The sequence below is a fragment of the Gluconobacter sp. Dm-44 genome (genome assembly GCF_018256175.1).
Classification (GTDB): Bacteria; Pseudomonadota; Alphaproteobacteria; order Acetobacterales; family Acetobacteraceae; genus Gluconobacter; species Gluconobacter cadivus.
In genome coordinates this window covers 218,973-239,402 of the sequence record NZ_JAERLZ010000001.1, presented here as the reverse complement: position 1 = coordinate 239,402, position 20,430 = coordinate 218,973, and the positions used below count along the sequence as shown (strand labels likewise).

General features: G+C 59.8%; 16 protein-coding genes. 10 read left to right on the top strand and 6 right to left on the bottom strand.

What is annotated here, in order from left to right; translation table 11 throughout:
* Entirely contained in the window at positions 1–1,242 is a 1,242-nt protein-coding gene (locus tag JK213_RS01085) for a toxic anion resistance protein (protein WP_194261502.1), read from the top strand.
* Here JK213_RS01085 and JK213_RS01080 read toward each other — a convergent pair.
* Positions 1,233–4,163 carry an ATP-dependent DNA helicase gene (locus JK213_RS01080; RefSeq protein ID WP_194261501.1) on the bottom strand — a complete coding sequence of 977 codons (2,931 nt, stop codon included), beginning with the start codon at positions 4,161–4,163 and terminating at the stop codon, positions 1,233–1,235. The genes JK213_RS01085 and JK213_RS01080 overlap by 10 nt on opposite strands.
* Before the next feature lie 210 nt (positions 4,164–4,373).
* Here JK213_RS01080 and JK213_RS01075 point away from each other — a divergent pair, with 210 nt between their 5' ends.
* The 3 genes from JK213_RS01075 to JK213_RS01065 all read left to right on the top strand — a co-directional run bounded on the left by JK213_RS01075 (position 4,374) and on the right by JK213_RS01065 (position 8,842).
* Complete coding sequence (locus JK213_RS01075; RefSeq protein WP_194261500.1) at positions 4,374–6,005, top strand: lysine--tRNA ligase; 1,632 nt, start codon at positions 4,374–4,376, stop codon at positions 6,003–6,005.
* A 102-nt stretch (positions 6,006–6,107) separates the two neighbouring features.
* A complete protein-coding gene (locus tag JK213_RS01070; protein ID WP_408872056.1) occupies positions 6,108–8,144 on the top strand; it encodes a lysylphosphatidylglycerol synthase domain-containing protein in 2,037 nt (678 codons plus the stop codon).
* Positions 8,141–8,842: a MarC family protein gene (locus tag JK213_RS01065; RefSeq protein ID WP_099285269.1), complete on the top strand. Its 702-nt coding sequence runs from the start codon at positions 8,141–8,143 to the stop codon at positions 8,840–8,842. Before JK213_RS01070 ends, JK213_RS01065 begins: the two co-directional genes overlap by 4 nt.
* 3 nt (positions 8,843–8,845) lie before the next feature.
* Here the strand turns inward: JK213_RS01065 and JK213_RS01060 are convergent, their stop codons facing one another.
* Entirely contained in the window at positions 8,846–9,451 is a 606-nt protein-coding gene (locus JK213_RS01060; protein WP_194261499.1) for a uracil-DNA glycosylase family protein, read from the bottom strand.
* The gene (gene thpR, locus JK213_RS01055; RefSeq protein WP_194261498.1) at positions 9,448–10,011 is read right to left on the bottom strand and encodes an RNA 2',3'-cyclic phosphodiesterase; all 564 of its coding nucleotides are present in this window, start codon (positions 10,009–10,011) and stop codon (positions 9,448–9,450) included. Before thpR ends, JK213_RS01060 begins: the two co-directional genes overlap by 4 nt.
* Positions 10,012–10,162: 151 nt before the next feature.
* Between thpR and JK213_RS01050 the strand changes: the two genes are divergently transcribed.
* The 5 genes from JK213_RS01050 to cyoD all read left to right on the top strand — a co-directional run bounded on the left by JK213_RS01050 (position 10,163) and on the right by cyoD (position 15,283).
* Entirely contained in the window at positions 10,163–10,933 is a 771-nt protein-coding gene (locus JK213_RS01050) for a Bax inhibitor-1/YccA family protein (protein ID WP_194261497.1), read from the top strand.
* 447 nt (positions 10,934–11,380) lie between these two features.
* Complete coding sequence (cyoA, locus tag JK213_RS01045) at positions 11,381–12,319, top strand: ubiquinol oxidase subunit II (RefSeq protein WP_194261496.1); 939 nt, start codon at positions 11,381–11,383, stop codon at positions 12,317–12,319.
* A gap of 7 nt (positions 12,320–12,326) precedes the next feature.
* A complete protein-coding gene (gene cyoB, locus JK213_RS01040) occupies positions 12,327–14,315 on the top strand; it encodes a cytochrome o ubiquinol oxidase subunit I (protein ID WP_194261495.1) in 1,989 nt (662 codons plus the stop codon).
* Between the two features lie 18 nt (positions 14,316–14,333).
* Positions 14,334–14,954 carry a cytochrome o ubiquinol oxidase subunit III gene (gene cyoC / locus JK213_RS01035; protein ID WP_062030824.1) on the top strand — a complete coding sequence of 207 codons (621 nt, stop codon included), beginning with the start codon at positions 14,334–14,336 and terminating at the stop codon, positions 14,952–14,954.
* Complete coding sequence (gene cyoD / locus JK213_RS01030; protein WP_194261494.1) at positions 14,954–15,283, top strand: cytochrome o ubiquinol oxidase subunit IV; 330 nt, start codon at positions 14,954–14,956, stop codon at positions 15,281–15,283. Before cyoC ends, cyoD begins: the two co-directional genes overlap by 1 nt.
* 167 nt (positions 15,284–15,450) lie before the next feature.
* Here cyoD and fdxA read toward each other — a convergent pair whose 3' ends face one another.
* From fdxA to JK213_RS01015, 3 genes are all read right to left on the bottom strand, one after another.
* Positions 15,451–15,783 (bottom strand): ferredoxin FdxA, encoded by a 333-nt coding sequence (fdxA, locus tag JK213_RS01025; protein ID WP_099285255.1) that lies wholly within the window; start codon positions 15,781–15,783, stop codon positions 15,451–15,453.
* A gap of 92 nt (positions 15,784–15,875) precedes the next feature.
* Positions 15,876–16,154 (bottom strand): RNA-binding S4 domain-containing protein, encoded by a 279-nt coding sequence (locus JK213_RS01020; protein ID WP_099285253.1) that lies wholly within the window; start codon positions 16,152–16,154, stop codon positions 15,876–15,878.
* Positions 16,151–18,748 (bottom strand): helicase-related protein, encoded by a 2,598-nt coding sequence (locus tag JK213_RS01015; RefSeq protein WP_228125342.1) that lies wholly within the window; start codon positions 18,746–18,748, stop codon positions 16,151–16,153. The genes JK213_RS01020 and JK213_RS01015 overlap by 4 nt, the downstream gene beginning before the upstream one ends.
* Before the next feature lie 58 nt (positions 18,749–18,806).
* Here JK213_RS01015 and JK213_RS01010 point away from each other — a divergent pair, with 58 nt between their 5' ends.
* On the top strand, positions 18,807–20,198 hold the full coding sequence (locus JK213_RS01010) for a leucyl aminopeptidase family protein (RefSeq protein WP_194261493.1): 1,392 nt from the start codon (positions 18,807–18,809) through the stop codon (positions 20,196–20,198).
* Positions 20,199–20,430 lie beyond the last annotated feature (232 nt).

Sequence of the window (20,430 nt, the reverse complement as noted above, 5' to 3'; positions counted from 1 at the left end):
ATGAGTGCTGACGAGACCAGACCGCTGGATCTGAGCGATCTTTATGCTGATGAGCCCGCACCGGTTCCTGTGAAGGTTGAAGTGCCGGTTTCCAGCAGTGCCGTTCCGGTGGCGCTGGAGCCGATGCCCGCTTTTCCGCGGCTGGTGGAAATCAGCCGTCTGCCAGCGGATATGGTCGAGGAGGCGCATCGGCGGGCGGAGACGATCGATTTTGGGGATCTGAATACGCTTTTGTCGCACGGGATGGGCGCACTTGGTGAACTGGCGAAGGTTTCAGACCGGATGTTGGCGGGGCGGACGCTGGGTGAAAGCGATGCGGTTGGTGAAATCGCGGCGGGTGTTCTGGATGGCGTAAAGATCCTGCGGATTGGGGATTTGCAGAAGCTGGCGCGGGGCGAAGGCGGGACACCGGGTGGCTTTCTGGCGAAGATGGGCGGTCTGCTCGGTGGGGCGAAGGATGCGCTCAGCGGGTTTGCCGAGAACCGCAAGAAGTTCAACGCTCTGATGGATCAGCAGGAAGCCAAGGCCCGGGTGACGATTGCCGATCTCAAGCGGAACATTACGTCCTTCGAGGACATGTATCAGGCGCTGCGGCATGGCGTGCGGGAACTGAACATTGATATCGCAGCCGGGCAGCTTGCGCTTGAAGAGGGCGAGCGAAAAGTTGAATCGCTACGACAGCATGCGCTGGAGACACAGGACCCTGTGGATGCGGCTGAAGTCATGGAACTGCGAGGGCGTCTGGCGAATTTCTCGGGGCATCTGAGCGAGCAGCGCGAAGGGCTGATGAGGGCTGCGCTGACCATTCCGATGATCAAGAGCACGCGCGAGGCGGCGGAAGCGCGGATCATGGCGCTGCATTCGGCGCTGACGAAGACCATTCCCAACCTGAAAGCGGCCTGTGCGGTGGCGGTGGGGCAGGTGGACAACCGCAATGCCGCTACCGCGCGCGATGCGCTGAACGAGGCGGACCGCAAGATCCTTGGACTCGTGGCCGACGGTGCGCTGGATGCGGCGCGGACGACTGCCGCCAGCCGAGGTGTGGACCCGCGACAGATGGAAGCACTGGCGCAGGCGGCGGACAAGGTCACGCAGGCTCTGGGCGAAATGGCACAAAATGACAGGCTCGCAGCCGAAAGGGCGCAGGAGCAGGAAAAAGAACTGCATCAGCTTCGGGACCGTCTGGCGAGCAGCATGCACAGCCTGGCGCAACAGTCGGTACAGCCCTTGGCTCAGCCCTGAAGGAGGGGCGGCTCGTTTTCCTGCTCTTGGGGACGCAGGAAGCGCGCGATGTCTTCCAGCGCGTCGGCCAGAGACATGCGGCGGACATCCACGCCGTCGGGAAAAGCCGAGAGCAGACGTGAGGGCATACGGCGGTCCAACATGACGAATACGCCGCGATCATTGCCCTGACGGATCAGGCGGCCGAACGCCTGCCGCAGACGCATCCGGGTGATGCGGTCGTCATAATCACCGGGGCGGCCTTCGGACAGCAGGCGGCGGCGTTCGCGGTGCAGGATGTCCGGGCGGGGCCAGGGCGTCTTTTCAAACACGACCATGCGCAGGGCCTCACCAGGGACGTCCACGCCATCGCGCATGGCGTCCGTGCCCAGCAGGCAGCTATGAATTTCGGTGCGGAAGACGTCCACGAGCGTTGCGTTGTCCATCGCATCCACATGCTGAGCATAGAGCGGAAAGCCTTGCGTTTCCAGAGGCTCATGGATGCGGCGGTGGACTTCGCGCAGACGGCGGATGGCTGTGAACAGGCCGAGCGCACCGCCACTGGCGGTTTCGAAAAGGGCACGGAAGGCGTGTGCCAATGATGGGATTTCGCCAGAGACGTCCGTAATCACATAGGCGCGCGTCTGCGTGGCGTAGTCGAACGGGCTCATAACCGAGGCGCGGATGGGCGGCTTGAGGAAATGTGTGGCGCCCAGACGCAGTTCGGCTGCGTGCCAGCTTGCTTCGTTCTGCGCGTCGCCATGGCCGGTCTGGTCGCGCAGGGTGGCGGAGGTCAGCAGCAGGCCGTGGGCGGGCGTCTGGATGGTCGAGACGAATGGAATGGTCGGGTCCAGCCAGTGCCGGTACAGCCCGATATCGTGGTCGCCCTGTGAGGCCCGGGGGCGGGGCAGGCGCTCGGTGCGGATGAAGTCCACGAAAGTGGGGGTGACGTCCGGTTCTGGCGGTGTTTGCAGCGCATCAAGCATCCCGATCCAGCCGGACAGGCGACTGATGGCACGGCGGTGCAGGGTGCGGATCATGGCTTCGATGCGCTGTCGGGTTGGGGCGTCCATTGCCGCATCGTCCTCGACCTGTGCGGCGAGACGGTCCGCCAGAAGACGGATGGGATCACGCAGGCGCGTCAGGGCGCGGCTGAGCGTTTCGGAGGCAGCGGCCACGTCGTCATTGACGGGATGCAGGTCGCATTCAGCAGAAATGTATCCGTCCCGAGGGTCTTTGGTCTGTCGCGCGCGGAGTTGCTGGTCGAGCGCGCGCAGGAAAGCTTCGGACGGGTTTTCCGGCGCGGGGTCTGCAGGGATCAGCAGGGCGGGCGCATCCTCGGAAGGCGGTAAGATGCTTTCGTCAGCGAGGCTCTCGGGACGCAGGCGCGTGCTCCAGCCGGGGGCGGGGAGGCTTCTTGCGGCCTGAAGCGCCGCTTGCAACGGCGTGTCGATCATGGGCAGGCGTTCGACCAGATCGTCGAGGCGCCGTTGCAGACCCCGCGCGCGGGAACGGCTGCCTTCCGCACCGAGAAGCCAGCGGCGGAGTTCGGCGGCTTCGAGACCGGACAGGGCCGTAGCGAAGGCGCTGTCTGCCGCGTCGGGGATGTGGTGACCTTCGTCGAAAACATAGCGGGTGGGCGTGGTGTCTTCGTCTGGCAGGCCGGGCGGCGCGAGGGAAGCCCACGCCGCCTGGGAGAGAACGAGGGCGTGATTGGCCACGACCAGATCGGCCTGCCGAGCACGGCGGATTCCGTGTTCGACAAAGCAGGTCTGATAATGCGGGCAGGCGGCATGGATGCACTCGCCGCGTCGGTCTGCGATGCCAAAAAGCGTGCCATGCCCGAAGAGTTCGCCGAACCAGCCGGGGAGGTCCCCGCCCATGAGATCGCCGTCGCGGCTGGCTTCGGCCCATCGGGCGAGCAGGGCCATCGGCAGGAGCGCGGCGTAACCGTCAGGGCCACGGGAACTGGCGACGTTGAGCAGGTCTTCCATGTTCAGCAGGCAAAGATAGTTTTCGCGACCTTTGCGAACGACGACTTTCTCCCGAAGAATCTTTTCACCCGGATAGAGGCGTCGGAGTTCCTGTTCGATCTGGCGCTGGAGATGGCGGGTATAGGTGCTGATCCAGACGGCGCCATCACTCTGCTCGGCCCAGAGGCTGGCGGGTGCGATATAACCAAGCGTCTTGCCCGTACCGGTTCCGGCTTCGGCGAGGACGACATTGGGCGAACCGATGCTTTCGCGCGGCTCGAACGCAGCGGTGGCGACCGAGGCGAAATCGGCCTGTCCGGGGCGGATTTCGGCGTTTTCTCCTAGGATTTCTCGCAGGCGCTGACGGGCTGCGTTTGGTGAGACCGGCTGGCTTCCGGGGGCGGAGCGCGGGGCGGTTTCTTCCCAGCGTGGCAGGCGCTTCCAGATGCGGATGGCCTCGTAGGGATGAGCGCCGGTTGTGTCATGCGGAGTACCGAGGACGTCTGTGACTTCGCCGCTCCAGGCCCATCCGGCACGGGTCAGGGGGACCATCAACTCGCGCAGGCGGGCGCCTTCGGGTGTTGCGGCCTTGTGGCGCAGTTCGTCGAGCAGGGTTTCGCACAGAACGGGCAGGAGGTCCGCGCCAATGGTTTCGGGCGGGTCGATTCCGAGGGCGAGGGCCAGTCCGCGCGGGGTGGGCGCGACGGTCGTGGCGGGGCGGACGAACAGGAACAGGTCCAGCAGGTCAAACCATGGCACAGGCTGGGACAGCGGAGTGAGGTCCAGGGCGCGCAGGGCGGCGGGGCCGTGGACCAGAAGGGGCGGGGGGAGTTGTGTGAGGCGCTCTCGCGTTTCTTCCGCCGTAAGGTCCAGCAGTTCGCCATCCGGCGTCAGGAGGGAGGACAGGCCACGACGGGCGACGAGGGCCGGAGCATCGAATGGCGACAGGAAGGTAGGGGCGCGGGGCATTGTGGTTAGTGTAGCGGGAAGGAAAAATTCCGGCGAGGATGTTTTGCGGGTTTTGCGAACGGAACGTGAAAGCTGGCTGTCTGCAAGGGGTTGGGAAGAGCAAAAAAGTTACTGAAATATTTCGTAATGTGAAGGATTGGTCAGAGTGAAACGGGAATGTGTCGTATTGCTTGACCAAGAAGGGGTGTCTCCCTACTTTTTCCTGTAATCATGCAGAAATCCAAGACACCTATCGCCCCGTCCCTCTCTCCTGACGCGCCGCTTCCGAAAGCATGGCCGTTTGAAGAGGCGCGAAAAATCACCGCGCGCATGGACGCGCGCGCATCAGATGCTTCGGAACAGGCTCCGGTTCTTCTGGAAACGGGCTATGGTCCGTCGGGTTTGCCGCATATCGGTACGTTCGGTGAAGTGGCACGGACGACCTGGGTGCGTCAGGCCTATGAGGCGCTGACCGGCCGGCCGACGCGCCTGCTGGCGTTTTCTGACGACATGGATGCGCTGCGTAAGGTGCCAACCAATGTGCCGCAGCAGGAACTTCTGGCAAAGCATCTCGGCCTGCCGCTGACGCGGGTGCCGGATCCGTTTGGCGAGTATGACAGCTTTGCCGCGCATAATAATGCGCGCCTGCGCCAGTTCCTCGACAGTTTCGGTTTTGAATACGAGTTCGCCTCCGCCACGCAGTATTACACCAACGGCACGTTCGATGCGGCGCTGCGCCGCATGCTTGAAGTCCATGACGAAGTCGTAGCGACCATTATTCCGACGCTTGGTCCGGAGCGTCGTGCGACCTACTCGCCGGTTCTGCCGATCCATCCCGAGACCGGGCAGGTCATGCAGGTGCCGATCATCAAGGTTGATCCGCATGCCGGGACCGTTGTCTGGAAGGACGAATCCGGCAAGACGTTCGAGACATCCGTTCTGGGCGGTCATGCCAAGATGCAGTGGAAGGCCGACTGGGCCATGCGCTGGTATGCGCTGGGCGTGGATTATGAAATGTCGGGTAAGGATCTGATCGACAGTGTGAAGCTGTCGTCGAAGATCTGCCGCATTCTGGGCAAGGAACCGCCTGCGGGCCTGACCTACGAACTGTTCCTCGATGCGCAGGGGCAGAAGATCAGCAAGTCCAAGGGTAACGGCCTGTCGGTCGAAGAATGGCTGCGCTATGGCACGCCGGAAAGTCTGGGGCAGTATATGTTCCAGCAGCCGACGCGGGCCAAGCGTCTGTTTTTCGATGTTATTCCGCGTGCGACGGATGATTACCTGACGCTCGTGCAGAAGGCGGAGACGCAGGAAGGGCCGGATCTGATGGCCAATCCGGTGTGGTTCATTCATGGCGGGACGATCCGCCCGGAAGACACCAGCCCGGTCTCGTATACGGCGCTGCTGAACCTTGCGAACGTGGCCAATGCCGACAAGCCGGAGACGTTGTGGAAGTTCCTGCGCCGCTACGATCCGACGCTGTCGCCCGAGACGCATCCGTATGTGGACCGTCTCGTACGTTGTGCGCTGACGTATTTTCAGGAACAGGTTTACCCGAACAAGACCTATCGTGCGCCGACCGAAACCGAGCGCAAGGGCTTGGTCGATCTTGCGGACGAACTGGCAAAGCTCGCGCCGGAAACGCCGCCGGGCGATGTGCAGGATGTCGTGTTCGAAGTCGGCAAACGGTATTTCGAGAAGTCCGAGCTGCGGTCGTGGTTCGGGTGCCTGTATGAGGTTCTGCTGGGGCAGACCGAAGGGCCGCGTTTCGGGATTTTTGCGTCCCTGTTCGGGCTTCCGGAGACGGTTGGCCTGATCCGGGAAGCTCTCGCGCGGCCTGTTGAAGAGCCTGTACAGGGCTGAGCCGTGGGCGCGCCCAAAGAGAAAAGACCGGAGTTCCGGTCGCCCGATGTTCAGGCTTCGTCTGTGAAGGACGAAGTCTGTGCATTGGTCGAGGCGGATCCCGTGGATTGCGGGTGTGAGGAGGCCAGTCCGTCGAAGCGGCGCTGGCAGGTTCTCCTGTCGCGTGCGCCCGCTCTTGTGGGGCTGGTTCTGCTGGTGGCGGCTGTGGTCGTTATCTGGCGCGAACTGCGACATCTTTCGCTGCATGACATTACCACGAGCCTGAGCGCCATCCCGAACTCTGCGCTGATGGCCGGCGGGGCGGCGACGGTTTTGTCGTATTTTATCCTGTCGTTCTACGACAGGCTCGCGTGTCTGCATGTCCGGGCGGACGTGTCGTATCAGCGCTCCGCTTTTGCGGCGTTCTGCTCCTATGTGCTGTCCCACAATCTGGGCTGTGCGGCGATTTCAGGGGCAGCGGTGCGGTTCCGGCTGTACCGGAGTTGGGGTGTGGCGCCGGGTGCAATTGCGCAGATCATTGCTTTCTGCTCCGCGACCTATCTGCTCGGTACGATGGCGCTGATCGGTGGAATTCTGATTATCGAACCGCACGCGGTGCCGGTTCTGATGCATCTACCGACGTTTCTGCTGAGATTTGTTGGCCTCGGCTTGTGGGCTGTGTTGCTGGCCTATGTGTTGGTCTCGCGCGTCCGCAAGCATGTGCGTGTCTGGAAGTATGAGATTGAACTTCCGGGGCCGGGAATTGCGATTGCACAGATCGCCGTCAGTGCGGCGGACATGGCGGCAACGGCGCTCATTGCGTATTGCGTGCTGCCGCCTCTGCCGCCGGAAGCCCATTTCGGGTTCGGGACGTTTTTGGCGATCTATCTGGCTTCTTATACGGCTGGGCTGATGGCAAGCGTTCCGGGGGGCTTGGGCGTTTTCGATGGCGCCATGCTGCTGGCGTTGCAGGCTTATCTGCCAACGTCGCAGATCATGGGCGCGATCCTCGTATTCCGGCTTTTCTATTACATTATCCCCCTTCTGATTGCGGGGCTGATGTTCGCGGGGCATGAGCTGTTCCTGCGTGGCGAACAGGCTCTGGTCTCGGCGGGGCAGACCCCGCGCAGGGTCAGGCCCAGTCAGGTCATTCGTGAATCGGAAGCGGATTTTTCCGTGGCGGTGGCGACGAGTGTGCAGGCTGTCGTCGGACTTCTGTTGCTGCTCTATGCGTTGGTGGCAGACCTGCCGCCTGTCCAGACCTCCTTTTGGGCGGCGGTGTCTCAGATTGCGGATCTTCTGCTGACGGTGGTTGGTGTCGGGCTTGCGGCACTGTCCTGGGGGCTGTCACAGCGTGTGGCGCTGGCCTGGAAATTTTCTCTTGGGATGCTGGGATCGGCGGTTCTGCTGCTGATCCTGCGTCATGCGCCGTGGGAAGGGCCGGTTGTCATCGCGCTTGTGATGCTCCTGCTGCTGCCGTTCCGGAACTGCTATTATCGCCGGGCACATCTTCTGACCGCCCCTCTGACGCCAGCAACGCTTGCGCCCCTGTCGCTGTGGGGGCTGGGGCTCATGGGGGTTGGCTGGGTGGCGATACAGCGGCATCTGGGGCCGATCTGGTGGCGGTCCATGATCTACGACGCCCATACGGCTGTTGGGCGCTGGTTTCTGGGATTTTCAGCCCTTTGCGGGTTTTACGTCCTGTGGCGCGGAATGCGTCGGACGCGCATTCGGTTTGAGGCATGGACGACCGAGAATGCCTGCCGTTATCACAGTCTGGCCCATGCCTTGCCGCAACTGGGTTTGCGTCGTCCAACCGGGCTTTTGCTGGACGAGGCAGGGCGCGCGGCCATTCCGTTCCTGCGGACGGGGCAGTTCATTATCGGGCTGGGCGATCCGGCGGGTTCCGAACGCAACTGTGTGGCGGCGATCTGGCGGTTGCGGGATCTGGCGTTGCAGGAAGGTTGCAAGCTCGCTTTCATACAGGTTGGCCAGTCCCTGATGGCCGTTTATAACGATCTGGGACTGACGGTCTGTCCAGACAGGACAGCCGGGACGGTATGCTGTTTTTCCGAGGACTATCGGATGCTGCGGGCTTTTCTGAAGGGTGAGGAACGTCTGGCACGCAAGCGCCAGCCACAGGCTGCAACAGGCTCATGAGTCTGGCGCCCGGGCTGGGGAATACGCTCAGCAGCTGGCTGATTGCCTTTCCCGCGCTGTTTTCGATCATCAATCCGCTCGGGGCCTCGCTGATTTTCGCGCAGGCAACAGAAGGGCGCGAGCGCCGCGAAGTCGTCGAACTGGCGCGTCAGGTCGCCCTGAATTCGCTGGGCATCATGCTGGTGTCCATCTGGTTCGGAAGCTGGATTCTCGGGTTTTTCGGTATTTCAATCAATGCGTTGCGTATTACTGGTGGTCTTGTCGTAGCCTCCCGGGCCTGGGTGATGTTGTTGCAGCCTGAAACGTCCGAGGCGCGCAAGGAAAAGCAGGCGCTTCAGGGTGGCCGCACCGTAACCACACCAGATCTGCGGGAGAGGGCGTTCTTTCCACTGGCAATGCCGTTCACGGTGGGGCCGGGAAGTATTTCCGTCGCCATCGCCCTGAGTTCGTCCACGCCGCCCCATATGCCAACAGCAGATTACTATCTGGGCGTTTCCGCTGCGGCGACGACCATGGCCGTCGTTGTGGCCATCGTTTACGCCTATGCCGAGCGTGTCGTGGCGATGCTGGGTGTGACCGGTGCGCGGATTGTCAGCCGTCTTGCCGCCCTGATCCTGCTGGCGATCGGGATTCAGATTCTCTCCTCCGGCGTCGAGGGGTTTCTGGTCGAGGCTTTCAGGCAGGCTAAAGCCGCCTGAAATTCAGCGCTCGGCAAGCAGCGCATGAACGCGCGCTCGCAGGGCCGGGATGACCTCTTCCTGAAACCATGGCGCTTTCTTTTCCCAAACCCCGGTCCGCCATGACGGATGGGGCAGGGGAAAATATTCAGGCAGGTAATCCCTGAAGTTCCTGACTCGCTCCGTGACTGAACCACGTCCTAGGACGTGGTTTTGGGAATAGCTACCCACGAGAAGCGTCAGGCGGACATCAGGCAGAAGCGACAGGATACGCTGTCGCCATAGAGGGGCGCATTCAGGGCGCGGCGGTTTGTCGCCGCCTTGAGGCAGGCGTCCGGGATAGCACAGACCCATTGGCAGAATAGCGACATGCCGGGTGTCGTAAAAAATGTCTTCCGGGATATCGAGCCAGCTCCGGAGCCGATTGCCGGACGGATCGAAAAACGATTTTCCTGCAATATGGGCCTTGGTGCCCGGTGCCTGACTTGCAATCAGAATTCTGGAAGTTGCGGAGGCGTGGATCAGAGGGCGAGCCCCCAAAGGCAGATGATCCTCACAGACGCGGCAGGCACGGACTTCCCTGAGGAGGGCGTCAAGACGCTCCTCAGGGGAGGGGATAGATCGGGTCATTCTTCCTCAGGAGTCAGCGGCATCTCTGGCTGCCACGCATATTCGGCTCTGGGAACATAAACATGCTCTCCAAGGCTGCGCAGACTTTCAAAGAGTGTAACGTGCTCTACGGACATCGGTTTGCTGCGAAAGAGATTGTGTCTTTGCACCCACTGAATGGCATCCGCCCGCTGACTGGAGGAGAAATGCCCCAGCGTGACGGCTGGCTGGAAGCGTCGCTTCGCGGGAGGACATCCGGCACGGCGAAGGACACTTTCGACCTGAGACTGGAGCGCTTCAAGTTGTGGCGTTCGCTCAACCCCGATCAGAAGGCTGTCGGCATTGAGGCCCTCGCGGATATCGGCCTGTGCGAGCGACAGATCAAAGGGCTTCCAAGCTAGACGGGAGAGGGCGAGGTCAATTTCCTCCATTCGGTGTCTGTCCGTGATTTCCCCGATAAAACGAAGCGTAATGTGGTGGTTTTGGGCAGGAACCCATTGCACGCCGGGCATGGAACCGCGCATCAGCGCAAGCGTTTCCCGGATGTCGACAGGAAGGTCGAGTGCGACAAAAAGTCTCAAGAGGCGCGTTTCCCATGAAAAATAAGTAAGGGACGACGGAGTATTCTTGACCCCTCCGGCAAAACTCCCACATTCAGATGGAGTGTACGGACGGCCCTCCCTGGTTCGTCAAGCGCCCTTTTCAGAAGGGCATCTCATTGGAAAAGGTGTCATGGCTTTTAATTCCAACTTCAGCAGAGCCGGTGTGCAGGCCGGAGCCGGCAGCCTCGATGCCGGACTTCGCGCTTATATGTGCCGGGTCTTCAACTGGATGGCGCTTGGTCTGGTGATCACGGGAGTGGTCGCCTACGGCGTCGCACAGACATCTCTGCGCGCTCTGTTCTTCCATCTGGCTGAAATGCCGAATGGTGCAATCGTCCTGCGACCGACCCTCCTGGGTGGTATCAGTATATTCGCGCCGCTCGTGTTCGTGATGGTTCTGTCTTTCGGCGTTAATCGCCTCTCCCGTCCGGCTGTGCAGGGAATTTTCCTGCTGTTCAGTGCCGCGATGGGTGCCAGCATGGCCAGCCTGCTGTTGAGCTATACGGGCGTTTCCGTGGCTCGGACGTTCTTCGTGACGGCCATTACATTCGCCGGAATGTCGCTGTGGGGATACACGACCGGTGCCAATCTCGCTCGACTCGGTTCGTTCCTGTTCATGGGCCTGATCGGTATCGTTCTGGCTTCGGTGGTGAACATTTTCCTGCACAGTTCTCCGCTGGGCATGCTTGTTTCTGTAATAGGCGTGGGTCTTTTCACCGTGCTTGCAGCCTATGACACGCAGCGGATCAAGATCACATATCAGCAATACATGGCTTATGCTGGTCCGGAAGAAGTAGCGAAGCTGAGTGTCTATGATGCTCTGACGATGTATCTCAATTTCGTGAACCTGTTCCAGTTTCTCATCCAGTTCATGGGCGTGCGTTCAGGTAACAGCGACTGACAGTATTGTCTGGACGATACTGGATATCGGGAAAGGGGCGGCAGTTGATGCCGCCCCTTTCTGCTTTTTGGACCAATAAAGTCTTGAATTATTTCCGCGAATTCTAAAGAGGTTTACATTAAAAATCTGTAATGTTCATATTTAATGAAAGTCATAATTAGATCAAATGTGGCGAAAAACAGCCATTTCATCCTGAGGTCCATGCTGGGGATAGGCTCACGAAATCCGTGATAAGCCTTGTCTTTGAGGCGATTCAGGCAGAAAAAACCTGAGGAACCGGGACAGCCGTGTCCCATGCTGAATGAACTTCAGGATCGGATCTTTGATCCGGTTCCTGACGTCAGGATACGAACGAGAAAGGTAGCAGACTATGGCAGCGTTCGGCGGCACTGATGCGGACCTTATCGTGTCAAACCGTTTCCCGGCGACTACTGCAAGCCGGAACGGATGATGAAAGCAGGACCGATGAAAAAACTCTGGCGATATCTCCCAGCGTTGCCGGCGCTGATGCTATCGGGTTGTACGGTTGATCTGCTTCAGCCGCGCGGCCCGGTCGCAGTAATGAACCGCGATGTCATGGTGGCGGAATTCGTCATCATGATGCTCGTTGTTGTTCCAACCTGCGTCGCGACGCTTTATTTTGCGTGGAAGTATCGTGCTTCCAACAAAGAGGCCGAATACCTCCCGACCTGGGATCATTCGACCGCAATTGAATATGTCATCTGGGGTGTTCCCGCCATTCTGATCGCCTTCCTCGGTGCTATCAGCTGGTGGAGTACGCATGCCTATGACCCCTACCGCCCGCTTCAGACGGATGACAATGTCAAGCCGCTGAATGTTCAGGTGGTTTCTCTCGACTGGAAGTGGCTGTTCATTTATCCGGATCTGGGGATCGCAACGATCAACCAGTTGGATGTGCCGACGAACACGCCGCTGGACTTCCAGATCACCTCTGATTCCGTCATGACGTCGTTCTTCATCCCCCGTCTGGGCTCGATGATCTACGCCATGCCGGGTCAGCAGACGCAGCTGCATCTGATTGCAAGCTCACCTGGGGATTACCTTGGTGAAGCGTCGCAGTTCAGCGGTCGCGGTTTCTCGGATATGAAGTTCCGCACTCTCGCCATGGACCCGGCTCAGTTCAATGACTGGGTTGAGAAAGTGAAGAGCGGAAGCGAAAATCTCGACGACACGACATACCCGAAATATGCTGCGCCGCAGGAAGCTGCACCGGTACAGTATTTCGCGCATGTCCAGCCGGAACTCTTCGACGGCATCGTTGCCAAGTATAATAATGGCATGGTGGTGGACAAGACGACGGGCAAGGTCATGCACATGCAGTCCGTTCTCAACGCTGCACCGTCCGACACTGGCATGAAGGAATAACCGACAGATGCTCGGAAAACTCTCCTTTTCAGCCATACCGTTGGATGTGCCGATTCTTGTCGGTACATTCCTTGGTGTTGCTGTTATCGGTCTCGCCGTACTGGGTGCTGTCACCTATTATGGCAAATGGGGCTATCTCTGGCGTGACTGGTTGACGACTGTCGACCACAAGCGTCTTGCAGTGATGTATATCATTCTGGCGATCGTCATGCTGTTCCGCGGTTTCGCGGATGCCATCATGATGCGGACCCAGCTTGCGCTGGCCTATAATGGTAACCCCGGTTATCTGCCGCCACATCACTACGATCAGGTCTTCTCCGCTCACGGCACCATCATGATTTTCTTCATGGCGATGGCGTTTATGACGGGCCTGATGAACCTAGTGGTTCCCCTTCAGATCGGTGCGCGTGACGTTGCGTTCCCGTTCCTGAACTCGCTCAGCTTCTACATGACGCTGGTCGGAGCCCTGCTGATCAACATCTCGCTGTTCATCGGTGAGTTTGCCCAGTGCGGCTGGCTGGTTTACCCGCCTCTGTCCGAGATGCAGTTCAGCCCGGGTGTCGGCGTTGACTACTACATCTGGGCCGTTCAGATCTCCGGTGTTGGAACGCTGCTGACAGGCGTGAACTTCTTCACGACCATCGTCAAAATGCGTGCTCCTGGCATGGGCTGGATGCAGATGCCGGTGTTCACCTGGACTGCATTCTGCACGACCGTGCTGATCATGGTGTCCTTCCCGGTTCTGACGGTTACGCTGGCTCTGCTCAGCCTTGACCGTTACCTCGGCATGCACTTCTTCACGAATGATGCCGGCGGCAACGTCATGCTTTACCTCAGCATGATCTGGACCTGGGGCCATCCGGAAGTTTACATCCTCGTCATCCCGGCGTTCGGTGTGTTCTCCGAAGTCACAGCAACATTCTCCCAGAAGCCGCTCTTCGGTTACAAGACGATGGTGTACGCCACGTGCTCCATCATGGTGCTCTCCTTCGTCGTGTGGGTGCATCACTTCTTCACCATGGGTGCTGGTGCCAACGTCAATACCTTCTTCGGTATCATGACGATGATCATCGCCGTCCCGACGGGTGTGAAGATCTTCAACTGGCTGTTCACCATGTATAAGGGCCGCGTGGAATTCACGGCTCCGATGTACTGGACGCTGGGCTTCATGATCACCTTCTCCATCGGTGGTATGACCGGTGTCATGATGGCCATGCCGGCTGCTGACTGGATCCTGCACAACTCCCTGTTCCTGATTGCCCACTTCCACAACGTCATCATCGGCGGCGTGTATTTCGGTTACATCGCGGGCATGGGTTTCTGGTTCCCGAAGGCTTTTGGCTTCAAGCTGAACGAAGCCTGGGGCAAGCGCGCGTTCTGGTGCTGGTTCGTCGGCTTCTATCTGGCCTTCGTTCCGCTCTACATCCTCGGTCTCGAGGGCATGACGCGTCGTATGAACCATTACGACAACCCCGACTGGTATCCGTGGATGCTGGTTGCTGAAGCCGGTGCAATCGTTATCGCCTGCGGTATCGTCTGCCAGCTGACGCAGCTTTATGTGTCCATCCGTGACCGTAACCTGCCCGAGAACCTCGATCTGACGGGTGATCCGTGGAACGGCCGTACGCTGGAGTGGTCCATTTCCTCTCCGCCGCCGGCTTATAACTTCGCGGTCATTCCTGACATTCATGGTCTCGACACGTTCCATACCGAGAAGCAGCTGGGCCTGAAGGCTCACGGCAAGCCGCTGGCTCCGATCCACATGCCGAAGAACACATCTGCTGGTGTTTTCATCGGTCTGTTCAGCTTCATTCTCGGTTTCGCTTCGGTCTGGTACATCTGGTGGCTCGCTGCCATCGGCCTGATCGGTATCGTTGCAACCATGATCCTGCGCAGTGCAAACCGCGACGTCGACTACTACGTCCCGGTGAGCGAAATCGAGCACAACGAGGAAGTCTATTCTCGTCGTATCGCTGCGGCGCAGGCAGCAGAGTAAGAAGGAGGCATAAGACTTATGGCTCACGAAGCAACAATGTCGCCTCTGGCACACGCCGACGATCACGGCGGGGAACATCATCACGAAACCCCCAACGTGTTCGGCTTCTGGCTCTACCTGATGACGGACTGCGTCCTGTTCGGGTCGATCTTCGCTGCCTTTGCGGTCCTCCGGAACCAGTATGCCGGTGGCCCGTCGGGCAAGGAACTGTTCGACCTGACGAACGTGGGGATCGAAACGGCTATCCTGCTGTTCTCGTCCATCACGTACGGCTTCGCCTCGCTGAACGCGCTGGCGAAGAACAAGACGATGGTTCTGGTCTGGCTTGCCGTCACGTTCGTGCTGGGCGCGTCCTTCGTCGGTCTGGAGGTGAACGAGTTCACCTCCATGATCGCAGAAGGTAATGGTCCTGACCGTTCTGCATTCCTCTCCGCGTTCTTCACGCTGGTTGGAACGCATGGTCTGCACGTCACCTGTGGCCTGATCTGGATGGTCGTCCTGATGGTTCAGATGATGGGTCCGCAGGATCTGTCCGAGCGTATGATGAACAAGCTGGCCTGCCTCAGCCTGTTCTGGCACTTTCTCGACATCGTCTGGATCTGTGTCTTTTCGTTCGTCTATCTCGCAGGAGTGATGTAATGGCTCAGGCACATACAGCCCACGATAGTAGCCACGGCTCCTATTCGGCTTATCTGATCGGCTTTGTTCTGGCCGTGATCCTGACGGTGGCATCCTTTGCCGCTGTTATGGCCCACGTTCTGCCTCCGTCCATGACGCTTGCAGCGCTGACGTTTCTTGCCGTCGTGCAGATCGTCGTCCACCTGGTGTTCTTCCTCCACCTGAACACCAGCAGCGAGCAGAGCTGGAACCTGATGTGCTTCATCTTTGCTGCGGCATCGGTGATCGTCATCATCGGCGGTACGATCTTCATCATGCATGACACTGCAATCAACATGATGTCCCGCTAAGGTTTCTTTCGAAACCTGCGGGAAGGGCTGGTGGGAGAAATCCTGCCAGCCCTTTTTTTGTGCCGTACGCCTTGGTGGGGATCGGGATGCCAGTCAGAGCAGGTGGCATAAAAAAACCCGATCTCGTAAGAGACCGGGTGAGGATTACTTCGGTATATCGGAGAAAATCAGCCCTGATGCGGTGCCTCGGACAGCATGGCGGCTTTGCCTGGCTTGTCTTTCCATTCTTCCGCATCTGGCATGGCGTCGATCTTGCGGGTCATGTTCGGCCATTGAGCCGAATATTTCGCATTAACCTCGATCCACGGCGCGGCGCGGTTGTCGCTGTCGGGGAAGATGGCTTCGGCCGGGCATTCCGGCTCACATACGCCGCAGTCGATGCATTCGTCTGGATTGATGACAAGGAAGTTCTCACCTGCGTAGAAGCAGTCTACGGGGCAGACTTCCACGCAATCCGTGAACTTGCAGCGAATGCAGTTTTCTGTGACCACATAGGTCATTGACGTCTCCGATCGTTTTGCTGGTCCGGCATCCGGCCGGTTTCATCCGAGCGGGATGATATGCGAAGGTTTGGCGTCAGACGCAAGCATCCTCAGCCGTCTTCTGTGATGACTTCGTAAAGAAGTGCGGCTTCTTTTGCCGGACCGCGGCGTTCACCAAGATCCAAAACGCGCCACACGCGCACTTCTCCGCCAGAAACTGCGGGAAAAGTCAATATGTCGCCGATGTGAAGCTTGGCATGGGGCTTGCTGGTAGGCTGCCGGTTGATGCGGATGCGACCTTTCCCGACGATAGCCGCACAAAGCGGACGTGTCTTGGCGATGCGGGCGTAATAGAGCCACTGGTCCAGTCGCTGATATGCTTCGCTCATGGGCGGACTTTTTCCCTCAGGATGGCGAGGGCCGCGAAAGGACTGTCAGTCCGTGGAGGCGAAGGGCGCCTGGAGGCAGATCCGTGTTGAGCGGCTCTGGGGCGACGGGAGGCTCGGGTTTTGCGATCATTCAGGATCATGAGCGGGCGTGGTGGACCGGCATGGGTGGAGGACTGAGCCTCTGCAGGTTGATGCGCGATGCCCAGACCTTTCAGGACGGAGGGAAGGCTGTCGGATTTTACGCCCAGCCTGGAGCCCAGATCGGGCGGTGCTGTGTGGTCGCGGCGGCGTGTGAGTTGGTGCAACTCCGCAATGCAGCGTTCTGCGATATCGAGGCGCAGGCCCGTCTCTCCGGCACGGATCCAAGCGAATTGCCCGCTGATTTCAGGCCATGGAAGGGAGACGCGACCGGGCGCTGTTGGGCGATGAGGCGTCTGGCGATGTAGGGCGTGGAGCAGTCCCAGAAGATCCAGAGGGCGTTTTCGGAACAGGGCCGGGCAGAAGATCGAGAAACGTCCGACTTCGACTCCGTGCTTCCGTAGCGTGTTGCGCAAAGCGGGAGGAAGCGCCTGATCTTCTGGCAGGGTTTCGGTGATGCCGCCGTCTTCCATGAGACGGTGCAGAATGGCGCGAAGTCCCGGTTCGTGTTCGGCAAGTGCGTGGGCGCGATAAAGGGCTTTCAGATCCGTTCGAATGAGGTTGGCCACAAATGTCAGCAGACGGGCTTCGACATGGGTTTTCTGAACCGTATCAGTGAACTCGGCTGGAAAAAGCTGGATGGCGGGGCGCAGCAGGGAGGTGCCTGCGGTGAGGCGACCCAGAGGAGTTTCGTCCCAGAAAAGATGTCCGGTGGTGGCGTCCAGTTTAAGGGCGGTGTCGGGCGCGTCCTGCAGGAGGCGGATGCGGCGGGGGATTTCATGGATGAGGGCTTTGCGTCCGGCACGCAGGATCATCTGGCGCTCCGGACCGGAGGCGACGTCCGTCTCCAGCGTGAAGCCCCGGATGCGTCCGATGCTATGGCCTTCTACCAGAACGTCGCCATCGGGTTTGACGGCAGACAACAGCGTGCGGTCGCCATCGCTGTCCAGACGGCGCAGAAGCGTCGTGGCGCGGCGGTCCACGAAACGGGCGGTGAGGCGTTCGTGCAGGGCGTCGGAGAGCTGGTCTTCCACTTCGCGGGCACGCTCCTGCCATATGGCGGAATGGCGGCTCCATTCGGTGCGGGCGGCGACATAGGAACACACGCGCACACCGGTGAGGCGGTGCATGAGGGTGTCGATATCGCCTTCGGTTTTGGCCAGACCACGGATATGGCCTTCCATCCAGTTGGCGGGAATGGATCCCTCCTTGACCAGATGGCTGTAGAGGCGCGCGCAGAGGCGGGTATGGCTGTCATCGCCGAGTTTGCGGAAATCGGGGATCTGGCAGACGTCCCAGAGCAGGGTTGTAGCGCGCTTGCCTCGGGCGATCTCGCGAACATCCGGGTCAAGCATCAGGGATTCTAGGGTGGTGACGTCCGAGGCCACGCGCCCTGCGGTCAGGCCGCGCAACGGTGGCGGGCGGGTCAGGCTTTTGAGCAGTTTGGCCGGGTTGGTGAAATCGAGTTCGTGGTTGCGCCAGTAGAGACGCTGAATCGGGTCGAAGCGGTGCTGCTCGACAGCTTCGACGAGGGCGCTGGACATGGGCGGACAGTCGGCCGTAGTGCCGAAGGTGCCGTCTTTCATGCCGCGACCGGCGCGTCCGGCAATTTGGGCGATTTCCTGCGGGAACAGTGGGCGAGGAACCGTGCCGTCGAACTTGCTGAGTTGGGCAAGGGCGACGTGATCGACGTCCATGTTCAGACCCATGCCGATGGCATCGGTTGCGACGAGATAATCCACATCGCGGTTCTGATAGAGCTCGATCTGAGCATTACGGGTACGGGGGCTGAGCTGGCCCATGATAACCGCACAGCCGCCACGGCGTCTGCGGATCACTTCGGCCAGCGCATACACTTCGCTCATGGAGAAGGCCACGATAGCCGAGCGTGGAGGCAGACGGGAGAGCTTGGTGTGTCCGGTGCTGGCGAGGCTCGAGAGGCGGGCGCGGATGTCGATTTCGATACCCGGAACGAGTCTCTGAAGCAGCGGGCGGATGGTCTCGGCGCCGAGGAACAGCGTCTCGACGGTGCCACGAGCGTGGAGCAGGCGATCCGTGAAGACGTGACCGCGATCCGGATCCGAGGCAAGTTGGATCTCGTCGATGGCGATGAATTCGGCCTTACGGTCCAGCGGCATGGCCTCGACGGTACAGGAAAACCAGCGTGCGCCGGAGGGCACGATTTTTTCTTCACCCGTGATGAGCGCGACGCTGCGCTCGCCTTTGATTTTAACGAGGCGTTCGTAGTTTTCTCGGGCCAGAAGGCGCAGAGGAAAACCGATGATGCCGGACGCATGGGCCATCATGCGCGTTAGGGCATAATGGGTCTTGCCGGTATTGGTGGGGCCGAGGGCAGCACGGATGCTGGCTGGCATGGTATGGTCGCTGGACGAGGTTCCGTGGAATGCACCCTTCATGTCTGAATGGTCGGGTGCCTGCGGAGCAAAAGCAAGCATCTGAAGCCCTCCCGGCGGATCTTTCTCGGGTGAGGCAGGTCTTTGAGGAAGAAAAACTATGAATCCGCATCCCCAGCTTCCCTTCGTGACCTCTGCCGAAGCGCCTTCGGCGCGTCTGGTTCATCTGGTGGCCTGTGAGGACAGTGCTGCGGTTTCCGGTCTTCTTGGAGAGCATGCTGCCTTTCTGCAAGCACAGGGATTTTCGGCGAAAGACGGTGCTTTCACGCTGCTGCCGGGTGAGGGCGGGGTCGGAGCAGCAATCCTGTGCGTGGCCTCCGCGCGGGCAAATGATCCGGAGGCTTTCGGGGTTCTGGGAACAGCCCTGCCGGAAGGTGACTGGACGGTCGTGCTGCACGGACTGGAAGCCGGAGCGCTGGAGAGTGCGCTGCTCGGGTTCTGTATGGGGGCGTATCGGTTCGGTCTGGGGGAGGTGAAGCCACGCGCGACGCGGATGGTCGTTCCCGACGATGCGACGCGGCTTGTGGCGCTGTCGAAGGCTGTGTGCTTCGGGCGGGATCTGATCAACATGCCGGCAAATCTTCTGGGGCCGCGCGAACTTTCGGAAATGGCGGGCAAGGCGCTGGTGCACCGGGGGGCGAGCGTCAGTCTTGTCGAGGGTGACGATCTGCGCAGTGCGTATCCGTGTCTGGCGGAAGTGGGCGAGGGATCAGAGCGTAAGCCGGTCGTGGTCGTGGCGCGCTGGAAAGCACGTGAGGGAGCGCCGAAGGTTTCGCTGATCGGCAAGGGGGTGTGCTTCGATACGGGCGGCTACGACCTTAAGGGGGCAGCAGGGATGCTGCGGATGAAGAAGGACATGGGCGGGGCAGCCCTGATGCTTGCCGTGACATGCGCGGCGATCGATCTGGGTCTGGATGTGGATCTGGAACTGCGTCTGGGGTGCGTGGAGAACAGCGTGTCCGGTCATGCCATGCGGCCGGGGGATGTTCTGAAGACGCGCAGCGGCAAAATGGTCGAGATTGGCAATACGGATGCAGAAGGGCGGCTGGTGTTGTGTGATCTCATAACGGAGGCGTCTGAAAACCGTCCGGATTTCATTCTTGATGCTGCAACCCTGACGGGTGCTGCGCGCGTAGCACTCGGTCCGGATGTACCAGCGCTGTTCAGTAATGATGATGAACTGGCTTCACTCATTCTCGAATCGGGAAAAAAGACAGCCGATGTGATGTGGAGAATGCCGCTCTGGCATGGCTATGATGCATGGCTCGATAGTAAAGTTGCCGACTTCGGAAACGTGACGTCAAAACCCATGGCCGGGGCGATTACAGCGGCGCTTTATCTCCAGAAATTCGTTCCGGATGGCCAAAAATGGGCTCATATCGACACTTATGCGTGGAATGATGGAGGGCGTCCGGGTCGGCCGGAGGGCGGAGAAGTGCTCGGTCTGCGGGCGATTCTGGAGACTTTGTCACGAATTCATAATAATTCCTGAGCTTTCATGAAGCGTTTCACTCGGGAAACAGTGTGACGGTGTGAAGAAGGCTTGAAAGATTAGGGTGTCAAACGCGTTTCAATGAGGCATATGCCCCTTATCGTTTCGATGCAGAGTCATCGTCTACTGGAATGTTTTGAAACCCATATGCTTGCGTATGCGTTTCGAATCACCATCTGAGTGTAACTGACGCCTCTCCCGGGAAGGAGAGGTAGAGACAATTTCATGTTGG